The organism is Streptomyces sp. NPDC020379 (genome assembly GCF_044387105.1).
In the GTDB taxonomy this organism is placed as follows: domain Bacteria; phylum Actinomycetota; class Actinomycetes; order Streptomycetales; family Streptomycetaceae; genus Streptomyces.
Genome location: NZ_JBIRVR010000002.1, coordinates 324,491 through 350,647, shown reverse-complemented (window position 1 = coordinate 350,647; position 26,157 = coordinate 324,491). Strand labels below are relative to the sequence as shown.

General features: G+C 68.2%; 23 protein-coding genes and 3 pseudogenes. 16 read left to right on the top strand and 10 right to left on the bottom strand.

Annotated features, from left to right (window positions below):
• Nucleotides 1-19 precede the first annotated feature (19 nt).
• Together ACH427_RS04040 and ACH427_RS04035 are read right to left on the bottom strand one after the other, a co-directional pair.
• On the bottom strand, nt 20-1,231 hold the full coding sequence (locus ACH427_RS04040) for an aminotransferase class I/II-fold pyridoxal phosphate-dependent enzyme (protein WP_398867783.1): 1,212 nt from the start codon (nt 1,229-1,231) through the stop codon (nt 20-22).
• Complete coding sequence (locus tag ACH427_RS04035) at nt 1,218-2,150, bottom strand: NAD-dependent epimerase/dehydratase family protein (RefSeq protein ID WP_398867782.1); 933 nt, start codon at nt 2,148-2,150, stop codon at nt 1,218-1,220. Before ACH427_RS04035 ends, ACH427_RS04040 begins: the two co-directional genes overlap by 14 nt.
• A gap of 147 nt (nt 2,151-2,297) precedes the next feature.
• Between ACH427_RS04035 and ACH427_RS04030 the strand changes: the two genes are divergently transcribed.
• Nucleotides 2,298-3,053, top strand: a complete 756-nt coding sequence (locus ACH427_RS04030) for a GntR family transcriptional regulator (protein WP_398867781.1) — start codon at nt 2,298-2,300, stop codon at nt 3,051-3,053.
• 99 nt (nt 3,054-3,152) lie between these two features.
• Here the strand turns inward: ACH427_RS04030 and ACH427_RS04025 are convergent, their stop codons facing one another.
• Together ACH427_RS04025 and ACH427_RS04020 are read right to left on the bottom strand one after the other, a co-directional pair.
• Nucleotides 3,153-4,229: a helicase associated domain-containing protein gene (locus tag ACH427_RS04025; protein WP_398867780.1), complete on the bottom strand. Its 1,077-nt coding sequence runs from the start codon at nt 4,227-4,229 to the stop codon at nt 3,153-3,155.
• The gene (locus ACH427_RS04020; RefSeq protein WP_398867779.1) at nt 4,226-6,520 is read right to left on the bottom strand and encodes a hypothetical protein; all 2,295 of its coding nucleotides are present in this window, start codon (nt 6,518-6,520) and stop codon (nt 4,226-4,228) included. Before ACH427_RS04020 ends, ACH427_RS04025 begins: the two co-directional genes overlap by 4 nt.
• 422 nt (nt 6,521-6,942) lie before the next feature.
• Here ACH427_RS04020 and ACH427_RS04015 point away from each other — a divergent pair, with 422 nt between their 5' ends.
• The 7 genes and pseudogenes from ACH427_RS04015 to ACH427_RS03985 all read left to right on the top strand — a co-directional run bounded on the left by ACH427_RS04015 (nt 6,943) and on the right by ACH427_RS03985 (nt 14,264).
• Complete coding sequence (locus ACH427_RS04015) at nt 6,943-7,923, top strand: hypothetical protein (RefSeq protein ID WP_398867778.1); 981 nt, start codon at nt 6,943-6,945, stop codon at nt 7,921-7,923.
• Complete coding sequence (locus tag ACH427_RS04010; RefSeq protein ID WP_398867777.1) at nt 7,920-8,411, top strand: hypothetical protein; 492 nt, start codon at nt 7,920-7,922, stop codon at nt 8,409-8,411. Before ACH427_RS04015 ends, ACH427_RS04010 begins: the two co-directional genes overlap by 4 nt.
• A complete protein-coding gene (locus tag ACH427_RS04005; RefSeq protein WP_398867776.1) occupies nt 8,408-9,691 on the top strand; it encodes a hypothetical protein in 1,284 nt (427 codons plus the stop codon). The genes ACH427_RS04010 and ACH427_RS04005 overlap by 4 nt, the downstream gene beginning before the upstream one ends.
• A gap of 311 nt (nt 9,692-10,002) precedes the next feature.
• Nucleotides 10,003-10,194 carry a hypothetical protein gene (locus tag ACH427_RS04000; RefSeq protein ID WP_398867775.1) on the top strand — a complete coding sequence of 64 codons (192 nt, stop codon included), beginning with the start codon at nt 10,003-10,005 and terminating at the stop codon, nt 10,192-10,194.
• Between the two features lie 117 nt (nt 10,195-10,311).
• Nucleotides 10,312-12,150: pseudogene (locus ACH427_RS03995) on the top strand (recombinase family protein); the annotation flags it as partial.
• Nucleotides 12,151-12,282: 132 nt separating this feature from the next.
• Nucleotides 12,283-12,633, top strand: a pseudogene (locus tag ACH427_RS03990) (AMP-dependent synthetase); the annotation flags it as partial.
• Nucleotides 12,630-14,264, top strand: a complete 1,635-nt coding sequence (locus tag ACH427_RS03985; protein WP_398867773.1) for an AMP-binding protein — start codon at nt 12,630-12,632, stop codon at nt 14,262-14,264. The pseudogene ACH427_RS03990 and the gene ACH427_RS03985, both read left to right, overlap by 4 nt.
• Before the next feature lie 141 nt (nt 14,265-14,405).
• Here ACH427_RS03985 and ACH427_RS03980 read toward each other — a convergent pair whose 3' ends face one another.
• The 4 genes from ACH427_RS03980 to ACH427_RS03965 form a co-directional block, all read right to left on the bottom strand.
• Entirely contained in the window at nt 14,406-15,080 is a 675-nt protein-coding gene (locus ACH427_RS03980) for a hypothetical protein (RefSeq protein ID WP_398867772.1), read from the bottom strand.
• A 143-nt stretch (nt 15,081-15,223) separates the two neighbouring features.
• Nucleotides 15,224-16,921 (bottom strand): glyoxylate carboligase, encoded by a 1,698-nt coding sequence (gcl, locus tag ACH427_RS03975; protein ID WP_398867961.1) that lies wholly within the window; start codon nt 16,919-16,921, stop codon nt 15,224-15,226.
• A gap of 32 nt (nt 16,922-16,953) precedes the next feature.
• Entirely contained in the window at nt 16,954-17,841 is an 888-nt protein-coding gene (locus ACH427_RS03970; RefSeq protein ID WP_398867771.1) for a 2-hydroxy-3-oxopropionate reductase, read from the bottom strand.
• 98 nt (nt 17,842-17,939) lie between these two features.
• The gene (locus ACH427_RS03965; protein ID WP_398867770.1) at nt 17,940-18,770 is read right to left on the bottom strand and encodes a TIM barrel protein; all 831 of its coding nucleotides are present in this window, start codon (nt 18,768-18,770) and stop codon (nt 17,940-17,942) included.
• Between the two features lie 108 nt (nt 18,771-18,878).
• On the opposite strand from ACH427_RS03965, the gene ACH427_RS03960 reads away from it, so the two are divergent.
• From ACH427_RS03960 to ACH427_RS03925, 8 genes and pseudogenes are all read left to right on the top strand, one after another.
• Nucleotides 18,879-19,130 (top strand): thiamine-binding protein, encoded by a 252-nt coding sequence (locus ACH427_RS03960; protein WP_398867960.1) that lies wholly within the window; start codon nt 18,879-18,881, stop codon nt 19,128-19,130.
• A gap of 50 nt (nt 19,131-19,180) precedes the next feature.
• Nucleotides 19,181-19,516 carry a helix-turn-helix domain-containing protein gene (locus ACH427_RS03955; protein ID WP_398867959.1) on the top strand — a complete coding sequence of 112 codons (336 nt, stop codon included), beginning with the start codon at nt 19,181-19,183 and terminating at the stop codon, nt 19,514-19,516.
• 101 nt (nt 19,517-19,617) lie between these two features.
• The gene (uraD, locus tag ACH427_RS03950) at nt 19,618-20,172 is read left to right on the top strand and encodes a 2-oxo-4-hydroxy-4-carboxy-5-ureidoimidazoline decarboxylase (RefSeq protein WP_398867769.1); all 555 of its coding nucleotides are present in this window, start codon (nt 19,618-19,620) and stop codon (nt 20,170-20,172) included.
• Nucleotides 20,169-20,537: a hydroxyisourate hydrolase gene (gene uraH / locus ACH427_RS03945; RefSeq protein WP_398867768.1), complete on the top strand. Its 369-nt coding sequence runs from the start codon at nt 20,169-20,171 to the stop codon at nt 20,535-20,537. The genes uraD and uraH overlap by 4 nt, the downstream gene beginning before the upstream one ends.
• 8 nt (nt 20,538-20,545) lie before the next feature.
• On the top strand, nt 20,546-21,442 hold the full coding sequence (gene pucL, locus ACH427_RS03940; RefSeq protein ID WP_398867767.1) for a factor-independent urate hydroxylase: 897 nt from the start codon (nt 20,546-20,548) through the stop codon (nt 21,440-21,442).
• A gap of 20 nt (nt 21,443-21,462) precedes the next feature.
• A complete protein-coding gene (locus ACH427_RS03935) occupies nt 21,463-22,860 on the top strand; it encodes an 8-oxoguanine deaminase (protein ID WP_398867766.1) in 1,398 nt (465 codons plus the stop codon).
• Between the two features lie 241 nt (nt 22,861-23,101).
• A complete protein-coding gene (locus tag ACH427_RS03930) occupies nt 23,102-24,553 on the top strand; it encodes a nucleobase:cation symporter-2 family protein (RefSeq protein WP_398867765.1) in 1,452 nt (483 codons plus the stop codon).
• Nucleotides 24,554-24,786: 233 nt separating this feature from the next.
• Nucleotides 24,787-25,067 (top strand): annotated as a pseudogene (locus ACH427_RS03925) (hypothetical protein); the annotation flags it as partial.
• Between the two features lie 143 nt (nt 25,068-25,210).
• Here the strand turns inward: ACH427_RS03925 and ACH427_RS03920 are convergent.
• Nucleotides 25,211-25,498 carry a TNT domain-containing protein gene (locus ACH427_RS03920; protein WP_398867764.1) on the bottom strand — a complete coding sequence of 96 codons (288 nt, stop codon included), beginning with the start codon at nt 25,496-25,498 and terminating at the stop codon, nt 25,211-25,213.
• 50 nt (nt 25,499-25,548) lie between these two features.
• A complete protein-coding gene (locus ACH427_RS03915; RefSeq protein WP_398867762.1) occupies nt 25,549-25,992 on the bottom strand; it encodes an Imm63 family immunity protein in 444 nt (147 codons plus the stop codon).
• Nucleotides 25,993-26,157: the final 165 nt, after the last annotated feature.

Here is a 26,157-nt window from a genome sequence, read left to right as displayed (position 1 = left end):
CGTGGTACGGAAGCGGAGTCTACGGCCGCAGGACCGATGCCCGCGCTCGAATGCCACGGAATGCTGAACCCCGGGCCGCGTCTCGTACGCCTGTACGGACGGCGTTGATGGTCCGGGATACCTCGTCCTCCGTCATGCCGGGAGAGCACGGCAACTGGAGCACAGCTCGGCCCAGCCGCTCGGCCACTGGACAGGGCGCAGGAGCGCAACCCGCGTGAGCGCGAGTCTGATGCAGGGGAGTCCAGACCGGCCCCGCCGAGACTCCCTTGGAGGCCAGATGAGCCCGCAGCTCAGCGGCGTCGATACCAGCCGTTGCCGGGTCCACGGCCAGCGGCGCGAACCACCGCGTCGTCGTGGCCCACGGCGCGCAACCCGGCTGGGACACCCCCGGGACATTCACCAGCGCCTCGCTGTACGCGTCGTGGATGCGCCGCTTGGCCGCGACGAGGTCTGCCAGTCGCTCAACCTGGGCACAGCCGATCGCTGCCGAGACGTTGCTCATCCGCCAGTTGTGCCCGACCTCGTCATGCTGGTACGTCCCCGAGGCTGCCTGCGCTCCGAGGTAGCGGGCCCGAGCCGCGAGATCGGGATCGCCGGTCAGAACAGCGCCTCCACCCCCGGTCGTGATGATCTTGTTCGCGTTGAACGACAGCGAGGTCAGCACCCCGCCACTGGCGATGCCGCATCCCCGATAGGTGGCTCCCAGCCCCTGCGCTCCGTCGGCCACCACGGCTATCCCAGAGTCCTGAGCGAGCTCGTCCAACTCGGCGAGCGGCGCGGGGTGCCCCAGCAGATGCACAGGGACGACTGCTGCGACCCGTCGACCGCTCGCGGGGTTGATGACACGCCCCCGCCGCTGCTCGCACCCGGTCAGGAACGCCGCGACGGCGCAGGGATCGATCTGCCAGTACTCGGGGTCGATGTCCACGACGACGGGATACGCTCCCAGGTGCCGGACAGCGTTGGCCGTGGCGACGAACGTGAGCGCGGGCACGACCACCTCGTCGCCCGGCCGGACACCTGCGAGGAGCAGCGCGAGATGCAGGGCATCGGTGCCGCAGCAGGTAGTGACCGCACAGGCAGCGTCGCTCACCTCGGCAACCTGTCGTTCCAGGCGTTCAAGATAGGGGCCAGCAGGACCGATGTGGCCGGAGGCCACGGCATCGGTGACGTACTCGACCTCACGCCCGGACAGGTCCGGGACGCACCACGGAATGTCACGCGCGGACATGGTCGGCCTCCCCCGTGATCCCGTGACGTACAGCGTCGGCGATCTGCGCCGCGCCCTCCCCTGGAGACCAACGCGGCAGCCACCCGGTGGCTGCACGGAGCCGTGCGCCGTCGGCGCGGTAGTCGCGGCGGTCCGCCGAGGTCTCGGCGGTCTCGATCTTCGCGCCGCCGCATGCCGTGGCGATCTGCTCGGCGAGATCGCTGATGGTGATGTTCGTCCCGACGACGTTGAGGATTCCTGCGCTGTTGACTGCCGGGGTCCGCAGGACTGCGCGGACCGCGCTGGCCGCGTCGGCGACGTGGGTCATCGGCCGCCACGCCTGCGGCTCCATCACGGTGAGCGTCTTGCCCAGAGCGGCCTGCCGGGCGAACAGGTTCGCCACCAGGTCGTAGCGCATCGCCGGAGCGAGCCCGAATAAGGTTCCGTTGCGCAGCACCGTCACCGCCGTGCCCGGCGTGGTGAGAAGCCGCCTCTCCGCCTCTACCTTGGCAGTGGCGTACAGCGACAGCGGCTCCAGGACGTAGGTTTCGTCGGCGAGATCGTCTCCCTGAACTCGTCCGTACACCGAGCAGGTAGAAGCGAAGACGAAACGCTCCACGCCGAACTCGATGGCGCTGCGGTGCAACAGCACCGTGGCGTCGAGGTTGACCTCCTGGGCCAGGACCGGCTCCGCAGCGCAGGCTGGGTCTCCCACGATTGCGGCCAGGTGAACAACTGCCTGCACGCCGTCCACTGCCCTCTTGACCGTCTGCCGGTCGCGGATGTCTCCAGCCAGGAGTCGGAAACGGCCGGTGGGATAGGCGCCCAACACGCCCTCCCCGCTCCGGCGCAGGCTGTCCAGCCCAACCACCTCGTACCCGTCCGCCAGCAACTGCTGACAAAGCACCGATCCCAGGTATCCAGCGACTCCGGTGACCAAGACCCTCATCGTGCACCTCCCGCGTTGTGGTGTGGCCTATGCCACAAGCCACCGTAGAGAGTGGTCCTGCACTAGGCCACATGCCAGCGTGCGTATATTGCGCTACGCTCCCCGTGGCCTAGTGCACATCTCTGAAGGAGCGTCAAGTTGTCTCCCGAGATCGAACGTTCACTCCCGGCATACATGCAGGTGCTCACCCACCTGCGCGAACAGATCGTCAGCGGCCAACTGGCCGAAGGCGATACCGTCCCGTCGGAACGCCAGCTCGCCGCAGACTGGGGCATCGCGCGGGCCACCGCCGCGAAGGTTCTCAACGAACTGCGCCACGAGAAGCTGGTCATCTCCAAGCAGGGCTCCGGGACCGTCGTCGCGGCCCGCGCGACCCTGCACCACTCACCAGCCGAGCGCTTCCAGACGGCGCAGACCACGGGCCGCATCTACCCACCCGGCCACTACGCCAAGATCCTGTCCGCCGGTCTAGCGCCCGCCTCGACGAACGCGGCATTGGCTCTCGGCATTGAAGAGGGCCAGGACGCCATCCGGCGCCAGCGGGTGACCTACACCGAGGACGACGCCCCCGCGTCGGCCTCCATCTCATGGTTCGCAGCTGAGCTCGCCGAACGCGTGCCAGAACTTCTCCGGCCCGAGCGCATCATCGGCGGCACCCCCAAGGCCATCGAAGACAAAACCGGCTGGTCCTGGGAGGACGGGCAGGATCTCGTCGGAGCCAGCCTAGCCACCGATGAGGAAGCCGAACTGCTCGGCATCACCGTGCGCCCAGCCGCACTGCTCGTGGGGTACAACTCGCTCCTCGACGCTGAAGGCGCGGTCATCGAGTACGGGGAGTACATCACCCACGGAGATCGGCTCACCACCTATACCTATCGGCGGCCTCGCGACTAAGCAGGGCACGTTCGTGGGGTCGCCACCCTAACGGCAGCGGCTCGGGTGGGCCTGACAGGGGGCGGACTCACAATTGAGTCCGCCCCCTTCATTCTCGGATCAGTCGCTCGGCAAGAACTGCCTCAAGCCGGTCTGCCGCATCTGCGTAGTGTCCTCTGGGATCGCCACGGGAGCGGGCCTCGCGATTCTCGGAGAGGTCGGCGTTCGCCTCCAGGCCCACTCCACAATGCCCTCCAACGTCCGGCGCAGGGACCCGTCCAGGCGCCCCAGGGCGTACGCACGCCGCCACTGGTCAACGATGCGACCGAACTCGACCCCCTCCTCAGTTATCGCACCGACAGGGATCGCGGTGTGACCGTGCTGATCAGTAAACGCCCGGATGGCATCCAGCACCGGCCCCACATCGTCAACGCCACGCCGCGAGGCGAGCTGCCACGCGCGCCGCTGTGCCTTACGGGCGCGCTTCGCCTCCTCTTTCAGCTCCTGAGTAATTACCGCTGCGGCTGCACGGGCCTCCTTAGCGATCTCCTTGTCCGTACGCAGATCAACGCCCAGGCCCTCAAGCTCACGGCGCTGCCTCTCCTTCATGCCGGGGGAGTTGTATTCGAGACGCTTCTTGGCCCACCACGAGCGCACCGGGAAATCATCCACGCTCTCGGGAAGCTCGTGAACGGACACACCCTGCTCAATGAGCTTGCGGATGATCCTCATGCCGCGTTGGTGATCGACTGTCCTTTTCGCGCTCTTAGGAAGCGGCCCGTCGAAGTCAAAGTCCCGCCTACGCAGGAGCACTTCGAGCACCACGTTCAGCGACCCGGAATGGTACTGACTGCGCCAGACACCCGTATCCTTTGCAGCAGTAGACCCCGGCTTGATCTCCAAGCCAGCGCGCTGGTGGTAGTCGATCGTGCCGAGCCGACCCAGAGTGGTGGACCAGGTCTTGAGGAAGGAGTACCCGGCCCGCCGGGCACCGGGGACACAATGGATCAGCGCCACAGCTTGGTGCCGAGGATCGTCCTTGGGAAGCTGCCACATCTCGGCCAGCCACCAGGCCAGCTCCGTCTCGTCGGTGGGCAACCGGTTGTCGTGATCGACCAAGTAGTGCAGAAGCTGCTCCAAGTGGTCGACGAAGGACGTGTCGGCTGCAAGAGCCGACACGTCGATCGTGTGCGTCATCGCGGAGCCTCCAGGACGGGCAGCAGCAGAACCGGGATGTCACGGGTGAACCCCTGCTCGGACAGCAACTCCCGGAACGCCGCGTCGGCCTCGTTGATGATCTGATCGTCCAGCTCGTCGTGCATGACGGCAAGGACGTCGTCGAAGGGCGCTGCTCCGTCTTCCTGCACAGCGAAATGCACCCCGCTGGCGCCGATCAGCACCCCAGACGGGAGGCCAGAATTTGCGTTCTCGAACTCCAGAACATCCTTAGTGCCCATCGGCTTTCCTTCCGGGTACGGGTTGCCCTTCTGACGGGCGGCGTGCCGTTCGTACGACCGGTCGAAGAGCCTGACGTACACGCTGCCGACCATGACTCCGGTGATCAGCAGGTCGTGCCAGTCCGTCATGACCAGAGCAGTGGCTCCGGGGAACCAACGACGGATTACCGCCGCCACGTCCTCAACGTTCCTTGGCACAGCCGTCAACGGATTGGCCGGGACGGTGAAGATGACTTCGTGGCGCAACAGGAAGGCATGCGTCACTTCGGGAAGATCGTGCATCACAACGGCAGGCGGCAGAAGCCACTGCCGGGGAAGCTCTGCCGTTGGTGCGAGCTGACCGGCCCCGGCCATGGACTGAGCGTCCACCAGGATCGGCTGGCCGTCCTGGACGATCGTCTTGCCCTGCGCATCCACCATGACGGGAGCCGTCCCGGCCGACCACGCCAATGCGATCTTGGACAGTAGGTACATGTGCCGGAGCAGGTAGGGGCTGATCAGCTCGTCCCGGGAACGGGAGAGCGGCAAGGCTCCCGTCAGCGCGAGGTGAGCCAGCGCGATCGACTCTGCCGTTCCCCAGCGCGGATGTACGAGCAACGTCCCATCCGACCCCTTGGACAGCCCGGCGACAGCAGCCAGGTTCTGTGCATCGTCCACGAGCGTGATCAGCGAGTCCGGCCGCGAGCCGATCTCCCTGTAGTCGGCAGGCGGAAACGGGATATCTCTGACCGTGCCGATGATGTGGGCGGCTACGTCCATCAGCCCAGTGGCGAGATGATCCCGCCACGTCGAGCCGGAGTGCATCGCGAACCCGGCAACCGCTGTCGCAGGCTCCACACCCATACCCCCCAACTCAACAACAGCCCTGCACCACCAGACGAGTTGTGCAGCAGCCCGCCCACCTTCGGTATCACCCATCCCGTAGTCAACGACCTCCTCGGGCAGTTGACGGGCGAGCAAGCGCCTACGCACCGTCGCGATGAACTCCTCGTCGACGAGGGCTTCCGGCAGAGGCAACCCACCGTAGGTCTTCTTCCCCGTGGCCACGACCTCGGCAGGGCTACCGCTGTGCCAGGGAAGCACGGCTGCCCGTGACGCCCACACCGCCCCACCCGTCGGACCAGCCTGGCCAGAACCGAGTGGGTAGACGCGACCGGACGTGACATCCACAGTCCCGACCACGACATACGCGGGCAACGACAGAACCGATGCGAGGAAACACTCCGCTGTCGTCTGCTGCCAGCTCGCCGACTCACCCCGCTGCTCCTCGACCCGAGCGACGGCACTGCGCACGGCCGATACCAGCTTCCTGAGCGCCAGCACATTCCGGCCGAACACAGCCTCCCTGAAAACCTCGGGCGTGACCTGGTCCCCGTATGCCTTCGCGAGGACGCCCGGCTCCGTCTTAGAATGCCGTTCCAGAAGGTGCAGAGCTTCGTAATACCGTCGGGCACCGTCGATGATCCGCAGTGAGCACAGCGGGTCAGTTCCGTCTGCGAAGCGCTCAACCTGCGGCAACAGTACTAGTGGCGTGATCACTCCACCTTTTTTCGGGAAAAGGTGCAGCCGGTCACTGTGCGGGTCGGACGCGTACAACTGCCTGTTGTCCTCCAGATGGAAGTCACGCTCAGCCCGGGAAGGCCATGTCACCACTGCACCATCCACGCTTTCCTCGGCGTGAGGAATGCTCGGGATCGACGGGTCGAAGGCCGGAAGCTTCTTGCGGTCGCCGTGGCGGACCATCTCGTCGGCAGCGGGAGTGACCCACGGGGTCCACACCCGAGTGGGTACCGCCAGCAGGTGAACCCCAGACCCGCCGCTCAGGCCAGGGAGCCGCGAATCCAGCGCGGTCCGTACCACATTGGGGTCGGTGGCGGCGAGGGCTAGGACGTCAGCAGCCTGCTCGCCCATGGAGACCTCGGTGACCAGGCGACGAGCCAACTTGCGCACCGCGTCAGCCTTCGCAGGCACAGGTGGCAGGACGAACTGAGAGGTGTCCAGGAAGGACGAGCCGTGCAAGGTTGTGCTCATGGTGGCATCAGCCAATCTTCCGCCTGGCGGCCGGGCGCACAGCGATATTGCGGCGGCGAGCTCTAGGCGAAATAGCAAGGGTCAGGGTGACCGCCCCGGATGCTCCCCTCGCCGTCCATGACGATCCCCGCAGCAACGGGGTGTGGTCACAGATAGGGCGCAGGGCAGGTCCGGGCGGGCCTGCCACAGTCCGTCCTCCGATCCCGGCCTCGACCGGGCGTGGGCTGATCCGACTGCTGCGTGAGCAGGACCATACCAGGGACTCGGGACAGGGCAAGCGGGTTCGGGGAACCAAAAGCCCTCGGAGGGCCACGAGCAGTACCTGCTGTCGGAATCAACTCACACCTCCATGAAGAACGGCTTCCGAACCAAAGGAATGGCGCACTAACACTTCAACTGAGGCCACTCATAGCGTCGCAGCTATGAGTGGCCCCAACGCTTTCTACGAGCGCCTCAGCGAATCCCTCACGGACATACCCGATCCCATTCACGGGGGCAGCGGATACTTCTCCGAGCCCTCCCGGGAGCTCGACCCCAACCTGTTCGACGGCGACCACATCAAGCCTGATGTCCGGGACTGGATTCTCACCACCGTCCGCAACTTCTTCGATCGGTACAAGGGGTTCGACGATTGGGCAGAGGTGTGGCTCGCCGGATCAGGCATCTCCTATCAATGGGCAGCCGACCGTGGAAACGGCGACCTGGATGTGCTTATCGGCATCGACTTCGCGAAGTTCGTCTATGACAACCCCAAATACAAGGGGCTTACCTCAGAAGAGGTCGCCGACATGACGAACGCGAGCATGCGGGCAAGCCTATGGCCCGAAACTGCACACACCAAAATCGGTAACCGCGACTACGAAGTCACCTTCTACTGGAACGCGGCACGAGGCACCAAGGACATCACCGCCATTCGCCCCTACGCCGCCTACAGTCTCACCAAGAATCAGTGGACCATCCAGCCCCCTGAGCTCCCCGAAGACCCAAGGAATCTCTACCCGACTGAGTACACCGAGGCCGCTGACCAGGACGAGCGCCAGGCCCGCCATCTCATCGACCGATACCGAGACCTTCAGCAGCAACTCGCCGCAGTTGCCAAGGGTTCTCCCGGATGGATGACAACCGCGACGCACCTCAAGAAGGTCATCGCCAACGCGGCCCAGCTCTACGACTCCATCCACCTCGGCCGCCATCAGGCATTCAGCCCGAACGGCGACGGCTACGGCGACTTCGACAACTTCCGCTGGCAGTCGGCCAAGGAACGCGGCATCACCACGGCACTCCGCGAGATCAAGGGCATCGGAGCCACAGCCCAGGAACTCACCGACACCCAGCTCTACGGCCAGCCCATCGCCGACGCACAGCAGGCACTCATCAACGCAGCACTCTGGGGAACCCGATGAATATCGCCATCACCATCGAAGGAGTCCTCCGGAACACAGAGAACGACGGGGCCATCCCCGCAGGAAAAGCCCTGTACCAGGCACTCGGCAGCCAGCACAGCCTCTACCTCATCAGCGACTCCACCGACGCATGGCGCACCAACCGCTGGCTTGCACACAACGGCCTCGACCTCCACATGCGCACCGTCCACAACCGCAAGCCCAACGAATGGCGCGACACCACCCAAATCCGCCTCGACGCCGTCGGCCAGCTCACCGGAGCCGGAATAAAGGTCGACCTGGTCGTGGAACCCGACCCCCGGATAACGGCGGAACTCCTCGCCCTCGGCTACCCGACAGCCACACTCACGCTCCCCCACTTCGCCAAACCTGAATGGCGACCCGACTACGACGGAAACCTGCGCCCCTGGGACTCGCTCATCGAAGAGATGGAAGCTCAGGCCGACGCCTACGCCAGCGACACCCGGCGGACGGCGGACCCCCTGTGAAGCTCTTTCTCGCGGGTACGGAATTCCCCACGTATAGGCGCCTGCTGGCTGCCGAAGGCCATGCCGACGTCGCACTCTCCTACGCCGGACTGCGCAAGCGCCGCAAGCTCGACAAGCCCCTGAAGCTGGACGAGCAGTTCGATGACAGAGCCAGCATCCTCCTCGACTCCGGCGCCTACAGCCTCGACAACGAATTGCCCGCCGATGAGCTGCGGGACCTAGCTGAGGCGTACTACACCAACCTCGTAGAGCCGAACATCGACCGCATTGCCTTCTTCACGGAGCTCGACGCGGAGAACTTGGGGGAGGAGCAGAAGCTCCGCTGGCGCACATGGATGGCCGACCACAAGGACAAGGCAGTCGCCGTCTGGCACCCCGGCCAGAACCTCGGCAAGCTCAGCGCTGAGTGGCGCAATGTGGCGATCCCCAAGGATGCGCTCGACGACCGTCTCGCGGGGCGGCTCAAGAGCATCCTCCGGGAGAACGATGTCCGCTTCTTCGGCCTGGGCATCACCAAGCCCGAAGTCATGCAGCGTGTCCCGTTCTATGGGGTGACGAGTACCAGCTGGCTGTCGCCAAGTCAGTTCGGGGAGACCATTTGGTTCTCTGGCGGTGAACTACGCCGATACCCCAAGAAGATGAAGGACCGTGCGCGAGCACGCCATCGCCAGGAGTTCCGCGATGCAGGGTTTGATACCGACCTCATCGACGCCGACGACTCAACTGAAGTTCTCCGGCTCTCCATCTGCGCCTGGTCGCGTTACATGTACAAGCTCAACACCACGAACAGGGGAGTAAGTACGCCCGTGGAAACGCCAACTCCAGAAAACACGGATCTGACCCCCCAGACAGTTGATACGCATGCCCTGGAAGAGCGGCACGGGGAAGTAACTCCTCACGCCGAATGGCGCCCCGTCGTACCCCAGGAAGTACGGACCAAAGAGCAGCTCGCGGACGTCGAAGCCACGCTCCTCAAGATGGAAACCACTCTTGTAGTTGAACTCTGGGAACAGTCGCGTCAGAGGGGAGGTGAACCGGACCCACTGCTCACTGAATTGATGAACAGCCTCCACAAGAAAATCATCAACAAGCGCAAGTCAGACGAGACTTCGGTCTCCATCTCCATCAAGGCATCCCAGAAGGGCGAAGCCCAGACCGGCTTGATCTCCCGGCTCTTCGGCCGCGAGGACGACACCCAGCCCAAGGCCCTGGCAGCTCCCGCCGAAACACATCAGCAGAAAGACATCGTGGACGCAGAGATCATTGAGGACGCAGCATAACGAGTAAGTACGCGACAGCCACGACAGCTTGGAATGCCACTCACGAGAGCGACGAACTCGTTGAGCGGCCTTGCCCACACTGCCGAGGGCGCTGGCCGGAGATGGACCAGTGCACCACTTGCGAGGGAGACGGCACAATCGTCACCTGACGCTCAGAAGGCCCCCGGCACAAACCGGGGGCCTTCGTCAATGTCCTGAGCGCCTTTGCCATGTCGTGACGCTGGGGATCAACTACTGTCCGAGACATCCGCGTTGCTCCCGTGATCGCCTGTGCTGATCCAGTTCACAGACCTAGTTCACGGGAGTACGCGGTGGCTGACCAAGAGGCATCCAACGTAGTGGCGCTGCACCAACACGAAGCTTGGACCGAAGAAGCCGAGACGGCCCCTGAAGTCATCGTCGAGTGGCACCCAGCCGCGCTTGCTGATCCCGGCGCCTACCGACGGCTGCTGGAGCACCTGTTCCTCCCCGGCAGTCGTCCGGATGAGGAGATCGCTGCCTAACTACTGGGGGTGTGGGTGGAGTTGGACGTAAGATCGCATGTACAAGACGACCCCGGCAGCGAGGGCACGCTACCGGGGTCGGGAGCGCCAGTCTGCGTGTTAGGAGACGAGACTGACATGAGCAAGACTCTCATATCCGCCATCGATGTTGCATCTGGGGTAGCGATCCTGCGTGCTGTTGACTACCTAAGGGTGTCAACCGAGGAGCAGAAAAAAGGCTACGGGATCTCGTATACGGGTAAGCGGACAGCCCGACACATCGGGGCGAAGGGCTGGCAGCACGTCGGCACCTACGCCGATGAGGGCTTCAGCGGAAGCCTGGACCACACGCAACGGCCGGATCTCAAGAAGCTGATGGAGGCGGCGCGACAGACCCCACGCCCCTTCGATGTCGTGGTAGTCGCAGAAGAACGGGCCATCGGTCGGCGTGACAGAGCCTTCTGGCCATGGGTGTGGCAGCTGGAGGACCTCGGGATCTTCGTCTCCATCGTGAAGGGCGATTACGACAACACGACAGAAGCCGGACGCTCCCGAATGCGCAAGGAAGCGGATCGTGCAGAAGACGAGCGCGTCACGATCAGAGACCGTACCCAGGGCGGTCGTCAGGAGAAGGCGGAATTTGGTGGACACATAGGTGGGCCCGCGCCCTATGGGTACCGAATAGAGGACAAGGGGAAAGTAGGCGAAAGTCGTCTCGTACTCGACACCGGTGATGGCGACGAGTCATTTCCCATGCTGAGGCGGATGTTTACCCTACTTGTGGAACAAGGGAAGAACCCAAGCGAAGTCGAAGATCTATTCAATATAGAGGGGAAGTGCGGACCCCAGTTGGAGTACTGGCGTCGTGGATCCGTACGCCAAGTGCTAACCACTCGGGCAGTTCAGGAAGCGCGTGTCATATTCCGTGATCCTAATAGTCCAAGAACCCGCATGGACGCTTCCGGCAAGCCGACCTTCGGCGACACCGTAGAGATCAAACTAGACCCCGTCTTCAGTGACGTGGAATTGAAGCTTCTGAACCTAGCGCTTGAGAGGACGTCTCGGGGACCGCGCACTGCCGAGAACAACGTGCATCCCCTCAGCGGCCACGTTATCGGCTTGTGCGAAGCCCACTTCACCGGGGTAAGTAACACCGGGAGAGCGGGCAAGCGAGTCTACCGATGCACGGGCAAGAGCCACGAGAAGGACAAGGGCGGAGTACGTCAGAAATGTGACTGCGCTCAAATCGACGCTGAGACTCTGGAAAGTCGTGTCTGGTCAGCGATCTGCGAAATGTTGGAGGATCCGGACCGCCTGAATCAAATGGCGGGAGACTGGGCCGACATGGTCAAGAGTAGTGACGTTGACTATGGGGCGCGTATCCAGGAACTGGGCGAGCAGATAGAAGAGCTGGAAGCCGCTATTGAAGCAACCGAGGCTTCTGCCGCCCGTCGCGCTGCCCGCAAGAAGATGGATAAGAAAGCCATCGCCGAAGCTGTGGAGAGGGCATCGTTCAGTCTCACTGAGGAGCTTGACAGCCTCGAAAAGCTGAGGAGCGAAGCCCGTGCGTGGCAATCGGAAGCGCAAGGCACGCTAGCCAGGGCCAGAGATCTTGAGGCGCTGGCTGTAGTAGCGCGTACGAAGATCCACAATATGGATGTCCTCCAGCAGGAGGACATTATTGATCTGTTGGATTTGCGGGTAACCATCCTTGGTGAGGTGCCACGTGCTACCCGCCATGATGACGGCATCACTAAATGGTTCCGCGAGCGAGATCGTGTCGTACCAGTACTTACTGATGCGGCGTGGGCCCTGGTCGAGCCGATCTACAACGCACGGAGGGGACGTAAGCCGAAGGATCCGCGCGCCCTTCTTGACGCCGTGCTGCTGAAGGCGCGGACTGGGTGTCCGTGGAAGGACGTGCCTTACGGCGACGTAGCGAGCATCTGGCAACGATGGGTGAAGAGCGGCCTGTGGGAGGAACTGATGGAGGCGCTGGCAGGCGTTCCAGGGAAGCCTGTGCGGGAACATGTAGTGCTGCCTCCGCTGAGGATCGAGGGGCGTGTCGACCCCCGCCTGCTCATTAGCGAAGATCGGGAACTTGATCAAGACGACGTGTTCAAGTCCAGTGACTACAAGATCTCCCCCTTCGAGCTGGAGAGCGCGCTCCTCGAGCACGAGGCCGTCGCGGAGGCCGCGGTCGTCCCCGCCCCCGACCCGCTGCGGCTCGCCGTGCCCAAGGCGTACATCGTGCTCGCGGAGGGCTGGGAACCCGGCCCCGGCACCGCGAAGGCCCTCTTCGCGCACTCGCGGGCCACTCTCGCCCCCTACAAGCGCGTACGGCGGCTGGAGTTCGCCGAGCTGCCGAAGACCGTGTCCGGCAAGATCCGCCGCATCGAGCTGCGCGAGCGCACCGCACGGGGCGGCGGAGACGAATACCGAGAGGAAGACCACCGGTGACCACACCCGCGTACGCGGCCGGCAGCACCTCCGTCCCGTTGATCGACGACACCATCGGCGCCGACCTGGCCTTCACCATCGAACGCTTCGGTGACCGCGAGGCGCTCGTCGACGTCCCGAGCGGCCGTCGCTGGACCTACGCGGAGTTCGGCCGGGCCGTCGAGGAGGTCGCGCTGGGCCTGCTCGCCAAGGGGGTGGCGAAAGGGGACCGGGTCGGGCTCTGGGCCGTCAACTGCCCGGAGTGGGTGATGGTGCAGTTCGCCACCGCCCGGATCGGCGCCGTCATGGTCAACGTCAACCCCGCCTACCGCGTCCACGAACTGGGCTTCGTGCTGCGGCAGGCCGGCATCGGCGTGCTCGTCTCCGCCACCCGGCACAAGACCAGCGACTACCGCCGCATGGTCGAGCAGGTCCGCGCCGACTGCCCGGCGCTGCGCGACGTCGTCTACATCGACGACCCAACCTGGGACGGCATGATCCGCCTGGGCGAGCGGGTGGCGCCCGGGCGGCTCGCCGAGCGGGAGGCGCAGCTCGGCTGCTACGACCCGGTGAACATCCAGTACACCTCCGGCACCACCGGCTTCCCCAAAGGCGCCACGCTCTCCCACCACAACATCCTCAACAACGGCTACTTCGTGGGGGAGTCGGCCGGCTACACCGAGGCCGACCGGATCGCCGTGCCCGTGCCCTTCTACCACTGCTTCGGCATGGTCATGGGCAACCTCGCGGCCACCACCCACGGCTCCTGCGTCGTCATCCCGGCGCGCTCCTTCGACCCCGTCGCCACCCTGCACGCGGTCGAGCGGGAACGCTGCACCTCCCTCTACGGCGTCCCCACCATGTTCATCGCCGAGCTGAACCTCCCCGACTTCGCCACCTACGACCTCTCCTCGCTGCGCACCGGCATCATGGCCGGCTCACCGTGCCCGGAAGAGGTGATGAAGCGGGTCATGACGGAGATGCACATGGCCGAGGTGGCCATCTGCTACGGCATGACGGAGACCTCACCGGTCTCCACCCAGACCCGGGCGGACGACCCGGTCGAGCGGCGCACCGGGACCGTGGGCCGGGTCCTGCCGCACCTCCAGGTCAAGATCATCGATCCGGACGGCGGCGCCACGCTCGCGTGCGGCGAGGCGGGCGAGCTGTGCACCCGCGGCTATTCGGTGATGCTCGGCTACTGGGACGAGCCCGAGCGCACGGCCGAGGCCGTCGACGCCGACGGCTGGATGCACACCGGTGACCTCGCGGTGATGGACGAGGACGGCTACGTACGGATCGTCGGCCGCATCAAGGACATGATCATCAGGGGTGGGGAGAACGTCTACCCCCGGGAGATCGAGGAGTTCCTGCACTCCCACCCCAAGATCGCCGATGTGCAGGTCATCGGGGTCCCGGACGAGAAGTACGGCGAGGAGATCATGGCCTGCGTCGTCCTCCGCGACCCCGCCGCGTCCCTCAGCCGCGACGAGCTCGCCCGCTACTGCCGGGGCCGCCTCGCGCACTACAAGATCCCGCGGCAGCTGTGGATCCTGGAGTCCTTCCCCATGACGGTCAGCGGCAAGGTCCGCAAGGTGGAGCTGAGGGAGCGGGCCGCGACGAGCGGGCTGACCGCCGCCCGCGCGAGCTGAGACGGCTGGAGGGGCCCGCGATCCCCCGTCCATGTCGCGGGCCCGCAGCAAGTCTGTGCCCGGAGGGGGCCGGCATGCCATGCCGGGGCTCCGGTTCAGAGGAAGAATTGAGGTTGGCGGGGCGGGCCGGGGCCCGCGTGGTCAGGACGGGCCCCGCTCGACCAGTTCATCGGCCGCTCCGTTCAGTGGTTGCGGAGTGCCCGTCAGATCCATGACGAACAGCGGGAGTCGGAGCTCCTCGGCGCGCGATCTCGCGTCGCGCTCGTATCCCGCGAGGGAGAAGAAGGTGCCGGTCGCCGCGTCGGTCAGGCCGTGCAGCCACAGACACTCGACCGCGCGCAGCGAGGTCGGCAGGGTGGTCGGGTCGACCCGGGCGACCAGCCCCTCGGCCCGCAGGTCGACCCCCGACCCGGCGGGGTCCCCCGGCCGGGTCACGGCCGTGAAGCCCAGCCACGTCAGATACCGCTCGGCCGCCACGACGGCGTCCTCGGCGGTACGGATGGCCACCGGGCGGAAGGCGGGCCGCAGCGCCCGCGGCCCGTCGGCCGGGCCGCGCGCAGGCTCGACGGGCAGCCGCACCACGGTGCCGCAGGAACACCCGAACTCCGGGCGGGGCCACTGGTCCTGGCGGTCGCAGGCGGGGCAGCGGACCGCCACCCAGGAGTCGCGCCAGGTGCGGTGCACCAGTAACTCGGGTGAGGCGTCGGACAGGACGGGCAGGGTGAGCGGTGCCCCGCACGCGCAGGGGAAGGTGGGCGGGGTGAAGGAGTGCTCCCGACGGCATGTCGGGCAGTGAACCGGCACGCTCTTGGCCATTTTCTCGGCTCCAGCAACGGGTCCGTGGGTGTGTGAGTACGGGCCCATCGTCCACGATGAGGGCGCGCCGGGGGCGTGAATGGTGTCCTTGCCCGCATGGGGAGGCGCGAGGCGCCGTCGCGTGCCGGTCCGGCGCGCCCGGTTCAACGAAGCGGCTCGAACTCCCTTACCGAATCGATGTCCGGGCCGTGCGGTGTGTTCGCCTCGCGTTCGATGAGGATCTCCACCAGCACCGGGCGGGACGTCGACACGGCCTCCTTGCGCGCCCACTCCACCGCCGTGCGGATGTCGCCCGGATCCACGACGCGGCGCCCTGAACAGCCGTACGCCTCCATCAGCTTGACGTTGTCGGTGCCCGTCTCGTCGTAGTGGATGTCGACCTGGTAGTTCATGCCGTAGCCGATCGACGCCTGGCGGATCAGGCCCAGGTACTCGTTGTTCAGCATGATCAGGACGAACGGGACGTCGTACTGCGCGGCGACCGCCAGCTCCTCGACCATGTACTGGAAGCTGTAGTCGCCCACGATGCCGACGACCTCGGTATCGCCCCTGCCCTGGCCCTGGAGCGCCTTCTTCACGCCGATCGCCGCCGGGATCTCCCAGCCCAGCGGGCCCGCCTGCCCGCACACCTGATAGCGGCGCGGCAGATGGGACTTCTGGTGCTGGCCGCCCCAGATCTGGTAGAGGCCGATGGCGGTGACGAAATACGTGTCGGGCCCGAAGATCTCGTTGATCTCCTTGTAGACCCGGGGCGCCTTGACCGGCGTGCTCGTGAAGTCCTCCCGGCGCACCAGCGTCCGCTTGAGCTCCCGGCAGCGCTCGGCCCATGGCGCGATGTCCGGCCGTGCGCCGCGGGCCCGCGCGGCGTCCAGCAGGGCGGTGAGGAACAGGCCGGCGTCGGAGACGATGCCGAGATCCGGCTCGAAGACCCTGCCCAGCTGGGTGGGTTCGATGTCCACGTGGACGAACGTCCGCTCGCCGCGGTAGACACCGAGGTCCGCGCCGGTGTGCCGGTCGCCGAAGCGGGCGCCGACCGCGAGCACGAAGTCCGCCTCCAGGAAGGAGGCGTTGGCGTAGCGCTGCGAGGTCTGGATGCCGGTCGTGCCCATGTGCAGCTCGTGGTCGTCCTCGATGGCGCCCTTGCCCATCAGCGTCACCTGGAAGGGCACCCGCAGGAACTCCACCAGCTCCCGCAGCGCGGCCGACGCCTCCGCGAGGATCACCCCGCCGCCCGCCAGCACCAGCGGCCGCTCGGCGGCCAGCAGCAGGTCGAGGGCGGCCTCGACGCGGGGCGGGTGCGGGGCCACGGCGGGGACCGGCAGCCGGGCGTCGAGCGCGGGGTCGTAGGAGATCTCGCGCCCCGCGATGTCGAGCGGGATGTCGATCAGCACCGGCCCGGGGCGGCCCTCGCGCGCGACGCGGAAGGCTTCCCGGAACACCCAGGGGATCTGTGCGGCCTCCTTGATCTGCACGGCCCACTTGGTGACCGGCCGGACGATCTCCACGATGTCGACCGCCTGGAACGCCTCCTGGTGCAGCTTGGCCGACACCGCCTGCCCGGTCACGCACACCATGGGGACGGAGTCGGCGAACGCGGTGTAGAGCCCGGTGACCAGGTTCGTCGCCCCGGGGCCCGAGGTGGCGAGCGCGACACCGGCCCGGCCGTTGGTACGGGCCCAGCCGTCGGCCATGTGCGTCGCGCCCTCTTCATGACGGACGATCAAGTGCTCGATGCCGCCCACGGTGTGCATCGCCTTGTACAGCGGCAGGATCGCCGCCCCGGGGCAGCCGAACGCGATGTCGACGCCCTCGTCCTTCATGATCCGTACGGCCGCCTCCATGGCGGGCACGCGCCTTCCTGTGGACCGGTCGCTCATGAGGCCACCCCCGAGAGCCGCTCGACGCCGCGCAGCAGGGCGGAGTGGTCCAGGGCGCCGTCGCCCTGCGCCCGCGCCGCGGCGACCAGCGTCGCGGCCACCGCGCCGAGCGGGAGGGCGGCGCCGACGGCGCGGGCCGCCTCGGTGACGATGCCCATGTCCTTGTGGTGCAGGTCGATGCGGAAGCCGGGGGCGAAGTCGTGGGCGAGGAAGTTGTGCCGCTTGCGCTCCAGCACGGCCGAACCGGCGAGCCCGCCGCCCAGCACCTCCAGCGCCGCGCCGAGGTCCACGCCCGACTTCTCCAGGAAGACCACCGCTTCCGCGCAGACCTGGATGTTGACCGCGACGACCAGCTGGTTGGCGGCCTTCACGGTCTGGCCGCTGCCGTGCGTCCCGCAGTGGACGACCGTCGTGCCGAGCGCGCGGAACAGCGGCGCGGCCAGGTCGAAGTCGGCGCGCTCCCCGCCGACCATGATCGAGAGCACTCCTTCGACGGCCCCCGCCTCACCGCCGGACACGGGCGCGTCCAGCACGCGGATGTCCCGCGCGGCGGCTGCTTCGGCCAGGGCGACGGAGGTGCTCGGCGCGACGGTCGACATGTCGATCAGCAGCGTGCCGGGCGCGGCGTGCGCGAGCACCCCGTCCTCGCCGAGGGCGACCGCCTCCAGCTGGGGGTCGGCGGGGAGCATCGTGACGACGACGTCGGCACCCCGGACCGCCTCCGCGACGGAGGCGGCGGGGGTGCCGCCGGCCGCGGCGAGCCGGTCGAGCTTGTGCTGCTCCAGGGTGTGGCCGGTGACGTGGTATCCGGCCTTGACCAGGTTCTCGGCCATGGGGGATCCCATGATCCCGAGTCCTATCCAGGCGATCCGGGGGGTGGGCATCGGGGTCCTTCCTTTCAAGGTGGTTGTGCGGGTGCGGGTGTCGGTGCGGTGCGCACGGGCGCGGGGTGCGGGGGGTGTACGGAGTGCGGGCCCGGTGCTCATTCCGCGCCGAGGCGGAAGTCCTCCAGCCAGCCGAACGCCTCGGCGTGCGGCGCCGCGTACTCCAGCCCCACCCACCCGTCGTAACCCGCCTTCCCCAAGTGCCCCAGCAGCTCCGGGAAGTCGAGCGCTCCGGAGCCGGGCGCCCCGCGCCCCGGCGCGTCCGCGATCTGGACGTGGCCGGTCACGGCGGTGTGCTCGTCGATCACGGCGCGCAGGTCCTCGCCGCCCATCGCCAGGTGGTAGAGGTCCATCAGGAAGCGCGCGTTGCCCAGGCCGCTCGCCGCGTTCACGGCCTCGACCAGCGCGACCGCCTTCGCCGCGCCGGTGAGGGGGTAGAGCGGTGACTCCACCGCGTTGAGCGCCTCGATCAGGAGCACCGCCCCCACCCGGTCCGCGGCGCGCGCCGCGCGCACGAGGTTCTCCAGGGCCAGCGCGTCCTGCGTGCGGGGGTCGACGCCCTGGACGCGGTTGCCGTAGAGGGCGTTGAGCGCCGTACAGCCGAGCGAGGCCGCGAAGTCGGCGGCGGCGTCGAGGTTCGCGCGGAAGCCGTCGGAGGCCGGGCCGGGGATCGAGAGCGCGCCCCGGTCGGGGCCGGGCAACTGCCCGGCGAAGAAGTTCAGGCCGACGAGCTGCGTCCCGGCGTCGCGCAACGCGCCGCGCAGGGCGTCGAGTTCGCGCTTGTCCGGCACGGGGCGGTCCGGCCAGGGCCACCACAGCTCGACCGCCGAGAAGCCCGCCGCGGCCGCCGCGGCGGGCCGCTCCAGGAGGGGGAGTTCGGTGAAGAGGATCGACAGATTCACATCGAAGCGCGGCTCCGGAAGACCCATGAGAGGTTCTCGCTTCCGTATTGCGGAATTTGAATTCTGCTCAACGGAAGCGTGCCTGCGGGCCGCGAAGGCTGTCAAGGGGAGTCGCGGCGCTACCGTGTGCCCATGCTGCGATTGCGAGTGGAGTTCACCACCGAGCCCTTCGACCTCGACGAGGCGCCGCCCCACGCGGAGGCGGCCCGCGAGGTCGTCCAGGGAGCCGACCTCGACGCCGTGGACGTCGGCCCGTTCGGCACCACCGCCGAGGGCCGCGCCGAGGTGGTGCTGGCCACCGTGGACGAGGTGCTCCGCGCATCGCTGCGCGCCGGTGCCACGCGGGTGTCCCTGCAGCTCAACGTGGTCGGGGAGGACGGCTCGTGACCGCGACGGACGACGCCTTCCGCGCGGCCGTCCGGCCGCTCGTCGACGCCATGGGCGGCGAGATGGTCGACCCGGAGCGCGCCCTGGGTGACGACGTGCTGCTGTCCTGGGAGGGCCGCGCGGTCGTCGCCGTACGCCTGCCGCACCTGTCCGACTCCCTCGACCACATCCTGGCCGACCTCGAACGCCGGCACGGCCTGCCGCTCTCCGAACTCGACCGCAAGACCAAGCAGTCGGTGGTACGGGGTCTGGAGGCGCGCGGTGCCTTCTCCGTACGGCACGGCGTGGAGACCGTGGCCTCGGCGCTGGGCGTGAGTCGCTTCACCGTTTACAACTACCTGAACCGGGAGAACCCCTCCCGGGGTGAGGGCCGTCGCGCGGATTAGCCGGCCCGCGGAATTCAACAAACTGTTGACGCCGTGTTCTTCGAGGCGTTAGCTATGCGCAGCCCTTCCACGCCCATCGACAAGCGGCCACGGAGGCACCCGTGACTTCGAGTCCGACGCCGGGCCTGGCCCGGTTCAACGAGGTGGCGGACAGCGCGGCCCGCGCGGCGCTCCGCGAGATCTGCGCCAGCCGGACGTGGGCGAGCGCCCTGCTCGCCCACCGGCCCTACCCCGACACCGCCGCCCTGTGCGCCGCCAGCGACACCGCCATGGCCGCCCTCACCCCGGCCGACCTCGCCGAGGCGATGTCCGGCCACCCGCCCATCGGCCGCCCCACCCCCGGCGACCCGGTGTCCGCCCGCGAACAGCGGGGCATGGCGGGCGCGCCCGCCGCCCTCCAGGCCGAGATGCTCGCGCGCAATCTCGCCTACCAGGAGAAGTTCGGGCACGTCTTCCTGATCTGCGCCACCGGTCTCACCGCCGGACAGCTGTACGACGCGATCCGTAACAGGACCGACAACCCGCCGGAACGCGAGCGCGAGATCGTGCGCACAGAACTCGGCAAGATCAATCGCATCCGGCTGACCCGGCTCGCGGAAGAGCCGCGGGCGGCGAACGTGACGCCGGAGCCCGACGACGGAGGAGCGCCACCATGAGCGGCGGGACGACCCAGGTGACCGTGTCCACCCACGTCCTGGACACCACCATCGGCCGCCCGGCCCAGGGCGTCGCCGTCGAGCTGTCCGTCAGGGAGAAGCCCGACGGCCCCTGGGAGCCGGCCGGCACCTCGACGACCGACGCCGACGGGCGCTGCGAGGACTTCCCCCCGCTGCCGGCCGGCACCACCCAGGCGCGGCTCCTCTTCGCCGTCGAGCCCTATCTCTCCCGCTCCGGGGAGCGGGACGGGGGCGCGGCCTTCTTCCCGGAAGTGGCGATCGCCTTCGCCGTCACACCGGGCGAGCACTATCACGTACCGCTGCTGCTCAACCCGTTCGGCTATTCCGTTTACCGAGGGAGCTAGCGACCCCCATGCCCATCCTTGGCCAGAACCAGTACGGCAAAGCCGAGACCCGCGTCCTGAAGGTCACCCGGGACGGGGACACCCACCACCTGAAGGACCTCAACGTCTCGGTCGCGCTCTCCGGTGACATGGAAGACGTCCACCTCTCGGGCTCCAACTCCCGCGTCCTGACCACCGACACCACCAAGAACACCGTCTTCGCCTTCGCCAAGGAGCGCGGCATAGCCTCGGCCGAGGCGTTCGGCGTCCACCTGGCCCGGCACTTCGTCGTCAGCCAGCCGGCCGTCAGGACCGCGCGCATCCGGCTGGAGGAGTACGCCTGGGAGCGCATAGAGACCCCGGGGGAGCGGCGGCACTCCTTCGTCCGCGCGAACCAGGAGACCCGCACCGCGCAGATCACCTTCGACGGCCGCTCATGGCAGGTGATCTCCGGGCTCAAGGACCTCGTGGTGCTCAACACCACCGACTCCGAGTTCCACGGCTACGTCAAGGACCGCTACACCACGCTCCAGGAGACCCGTGACCGGATCCTCGCCACGCAGGTCCACGCCCGCTGGCGGCACGCCCGGTTCGACGACACGGTGCGATCCCCGGACTGGAACCGCAGTTACACGGCCACCCGGGAACACCTGCTGACCGCCTTCGCCGAGACGTACTCCTACTCCCTGCAGCAGACGCTCTTCCGGATGGGCTCGCGGGTCATCGACCGCCGCCCCGAGATCGACGAGATCCGCCTCTCGCTCCCGAACAAGCACCACTTCCTGGCGGACCTCGAACCGTTCGGCCTCAAGAACGACAACGAGGTCTACTTCGCGGCCGACCGCCCCTACGGCCTCATCGAGGCGACCGTCCTGCGTGAGGGCGCCGAGTCCGCCATCCCGGTGGACCTGACGAACCTTCCGTGACCCGACTGCGAGGAATCACCGTGGCCGCACCACCGCAAGCACCGCACGCACCCGAGCGGACCGTCATCGAGAACTGCGCCGTCGCCACCGTCGACGCCCAGGACACCGAGCACCCGAGCGGCCACGTCGTCGTCGCCGGGAACAGGATCGAGTCCGTGGGCCCGGGCCCGGCCCCCGCGGGGCTGACCGGAGTCGTCCGCCGCGTCGACGGCACCGGCCACCTCGTCACCCCCGGCCTCGTCAACACCCACCACCACTTCTACCAGTGGCTCACCCGCGGCCTCGCCCAGGACTCCGCGCTCTTCGACTGGCTCGTCGCCCTCTACCCCACCTGGGCGCGGATCGACGAGGAGATGGTGTACGCCGCCGCGCGGGGCTCCCTCGCGATGATGGTCCGCGGTGGCGTCACCACCGCCATGGACCACCACTACGTCTTCCCCCGCGGCTCCGGCGACCTCCTCGGCGCCGAGATCCGGGCCGCGCGCGAGATGGGGGTGCGGTTCAGCCCCACCCGCGGCTCGATGGACCGCGGCAGGTCCGACGGCGGCCTGCCCCCCGACTTCGCGGTCGAGACCACCGAGGCCGCGCTGATCGCGACCGAGGAGGCCATCGACACCTACCACGACCCGGCCTTCGACTCGATGCTGCGGATCGGCGTCGCCCCCTGCTCGCCCTTCTCCGTCTCCACCGAACTGCTCCGCGAGGCCGCCGTGCTGGCCCGCCGCAAGGGTGTGCGCCTGCACACCCACGGCTCGGAGACCGTCGAGGAGGAGCAGTTCTGCAAGGAGCTGTTCGGCATGGGGCCCACCGACTACTTCGAGTCCACCGGCTGGCTCGGCGACGACGTGTGGATGGCCCACTGCGTCCACATGAACGACACCGACATCGCGGCCTTCGCCCGCACCGGCACGGGCGTGGGCCACTGCCCCTCCTCCAACGCCCGGATCGCGGCCGGCACGGCCCGCGTCCCCGACCTGCTGCGGGCCGGCGTCCCCGTCGGCCTGGGCGTCGACGGCACCGCGTCCAACGAGTCCGGGGAACTGCACACCGAGCTCCGCAACGCCCTGCTGATCCACCGGCTCGCGGGCGGGGCGACCGCGCTGAAGGTCCGTCAGGTGCTGCGGATGGGCACGTACGGCGGCGCCCAAGTCCTCGGCCGTGCCCAGGAGACCGGCTCCCTGGAGCCGGGCAAGCTCGCCGACCTCGTGCTCTGGAAGCTCGACGGACTCGGGCACTCGACCATCGCCGACCCCGTCGCCGCGCTGGTCCTCGGCGCCGCCGCGCCCGTGACCCTGTCCCTGATCAACGGCCGGGCCGTCGTCGAGGACGGCAGACTGACCACCGTCGACGAGGACGCCATCGCCCGTGGCGCCCGCGACGCCTCCCGCCGCCTGGCGCGCGTCGCGGCAGGCGACTGACGCCCCTTGCCCGGCACGGCCCGGCCTGACCCGGCACGGCCCGGCCCGAGACCCGGCGGAGGTGGACGGACCTCGGCCGGGCCCGTGGACCTCCGGGTCCACGGGCGGCGGACCGGGGCGCCCGCACGACGGCGCCCCGGTCCGTTCCCCGTCCCGCCCTGCCCCCTCGTACTCCCTCGCAGCGCCGCCTCCCTGAAGCCGTGTCACATCGGCGACACGAAAACCGACAGGAGGAACCGCCGTGGCCACAGCGCCCAGGTTCACCGAGCGAAGCACCGAGCCGGCCGCAGCGGGCGGCGACAGCGGCGATGTCCACCCGGTGGACCGGCTCCTGCCACCGGGGAAGCTGCTGGCCGGCGGCTTCCAGCACGTCGCGGCGAGCTACGCGGGCGTGGTCGCGCCACCCCTCGTCCTCGGCGCGACCCTCGGACTCTCCCCGCTGGAGATCACGTTCCTGGTGAGCGCCGCGCTCTTCACGGCGGGTATCGCGACGCTGCTCCAGACGATCGGGTTCTGGAAGGTCGGGGCCCGGCTGCCGTTCGTCAACGGCGTCTCCTTCGCGGGCGTCGCCCCCATGGTGGCCGTCGCGAACGCCCAGCCCCACAAGGGCGACGCCCTGCCGGTCATCTACGGCGCGGTGATCGTGGCCGGGGTCCTCGGTTTCCTCCTGGCCCCTTACTTCTGCAAACTCATCCGCTTCTTCCCGCCCGTCGTCAGCGGCACCGTCATCACCCTGATCGGCATCACGCTGCTGCCGGTCGCCTTCACCTGGATCCAGGGCGGCCAGTCGGAACACCCCGCCTCGCTCACGGGCCTCGGGCTGGCGGGCGCGACGCTCGCCGTCATCCTCGGGCTGCGCAGGCTGCTGCGCGGCTTCCTCCAGCAGATCGCGGTCCTCCTCGGCCTGGTCGCCGGCACCCTGATCGCCATCCCGGCCGGCGCCGTCGACTTCGCGCCCGCCGAGCACGCCCGGGTCGTCGGCTTCCCCAGCCCCTTCCACTTCGGCGCCCCGCACTTCGCGATCTCCGCGATCGTGTCGATGTGCGTGCTCATGCTGGTCTGCATGACCGAGAGCACCGCCGACATGCTCGCCCTCGGCGAGGTCGTCGGCCGCGAGGCGGACGAGAAGGTCATCGCGCGCGGCCTGCGCGCGGACACGCTCGGCACCGCCGTCAGCCCGCTCTTCAACGGCTTCGCCAACAGCGCCTTCGCCCAGAACATCGGCCTCGTCGCGATCACCCGCGTCCGCAGCCGCTTCGTGGTCGCGGCGTGCGGGGTGATGTTCGTGGCCCTGGGCCTGAGCCCGGTCTTCGCCTCCCTCATCGCCGTCGTCCCCCGCCCGGTCCTCGGCGGCGCGGGCATCGTCCTCTTCGGCAGCGTGGCGGCGAGCGGCGTGAACGTCCTCCGCGGGGCGGGCCTGGACAAGGGCGACAACATGCTGGTCGCGGCGACGTCGCTGGGGGTGGGGATGATCCCGGTGATCTCCCCCAGGTTCTACGACGGCGCGGGAATCCCCGCGACCCTGAAGATCATCCTGGACTCGGGGGTGAGCGCGGGCTGCATCGCGGCGGTGGCGCTCAACCTGCTCTTCAACCATGTGGGACGGGGGCGGGGCGACGCTTCCTCCGCGTCGGGTGAGGAGTGTACGGAGAGCCCCGCCATCCCGGCACCCACCACTCGGCCGGGTCATTGAGCCGTGCCCTCCGACCGCCGTCACCGGACCGGGGGCCAGGGCGCGTTCATCGGGCCAACTTCACTGCGCCGGAGGCGTGTTCAGCTTCGCGGCGGCTTGCCATCCGCGCTCCGACGGCCCGCTCTCCGGCGAGGTCCTCCGCGCACTGTGCTCGGCGGAGCGCGATGCCGTCTCGCCGCACAGGCGCTCGACACAGGGCCGCGGCTACGCTCCGGCCGCGTGGTGGAGCGGGCGCGCAACGGTACAGGGACAGCTTGCCGTATGGCACCGCGCCACGTACGACGAACTCCTGGGCCGGGCCTCGGACGTGCATCACACGGGACTCACGGATTCCGACTCGCAGGCACACATGGCGGGGAGTGAGATCCTCGTGGGGCTCGTGGACGAGCTCTGTGCCGTGTGGGACGGGCAGCCGGCGCGAGGCTACGGCGGAACCGCCGACGTGGTCGCCTACGCACGCCGCACCGGCGTCCCCGTTCGTGTCCTGTGGCCGGCCGGGGCGAGGCGGGGCTGACGGCACGTCTGAGACGGAGCGCCCCGTGATCGGGGGGGGGAGCTCACCCACTCGACTCCCTCCCCGCGTAGCGATCCGCACAGACCGCCCACAAGGAAACCGGGGATGCCGAGCGGCTCCGGTCCGTCGACGGTCCGCCCCGGTCACCGCACCGGTTCCTCACGGATGTAGCCCTGGTCGATGAGCCACTGCACCGAGATGCCCTCCGGCAGCAGGAACTGCGTTCCGCCCCCGGGCTGTTCGAACCAAGGGGCTACCTTGCCCGACTGGATGACGCCGTACTTCTCGGCGTCCTCCTGGGTCCACGGCCGGATCCAGCTGTACACGTGGTATCCGCACCCCGCATGGGTGGGAGGCAGGGAACGCTGGGCGAACGGCGTCCCCTGCGGGTGCGCGAACCTCCCCAGCGGGCTCCCGAACCGGTCCCACACTTCCGTTCCCCCCGCCGGCCGCTCCCGCTTCTTCCCGCGCCGCCACAGCCTCACGACCGCCCCCCGGCCGGATAGGCGTCCACGTCCTCCAGGCGCACTCCCGGACACTGCCGCGGGATCCGCGCCCGGAACCGCTCCGCCCACTCGGGCCGGACCAGCTTCAGCAGCTGGACCTGCCTGGCCAGCCATCCCACCCGGGTGTCGTCGCAGCCGGGCAGCAGACCGCGGTGGCCGAGCTCCCAGCGGGCGGCGGCGTCACGGGTGGTGTGCAGCGCCGCCCAGTACAGAAACTCGTCCAGGTCCCCGGTGGTGCGGCGCTCCACTTCCTTGTCGCGCTCCCGCACCACCCAGTGGACGGCGCCGTCGTGGACTTCGGCATGGGGGTAGCCGGCATCGGGAAGGCCGTCGCCGACGACGTCCGCGCCCTCGAGCCCTTCGATGCCCGACAGCATGCCACGAACAGCGGCGTAGACACCCTCGAGAGTTATCGTCATGCAGACGACTATCGCATCGCGCATCGGTGCCCTCGGCGTGGGTTCGGTCACACGACGACCGGCGCCCACTCACTCCGCCCGGTCCGCGGCTCGTCGGCCACCCGGACTTGAGCCGCGCGAATCGGCCGTCTCCGTCCGCGGCCTCCAGGCCCTGGCTCGCCCGCG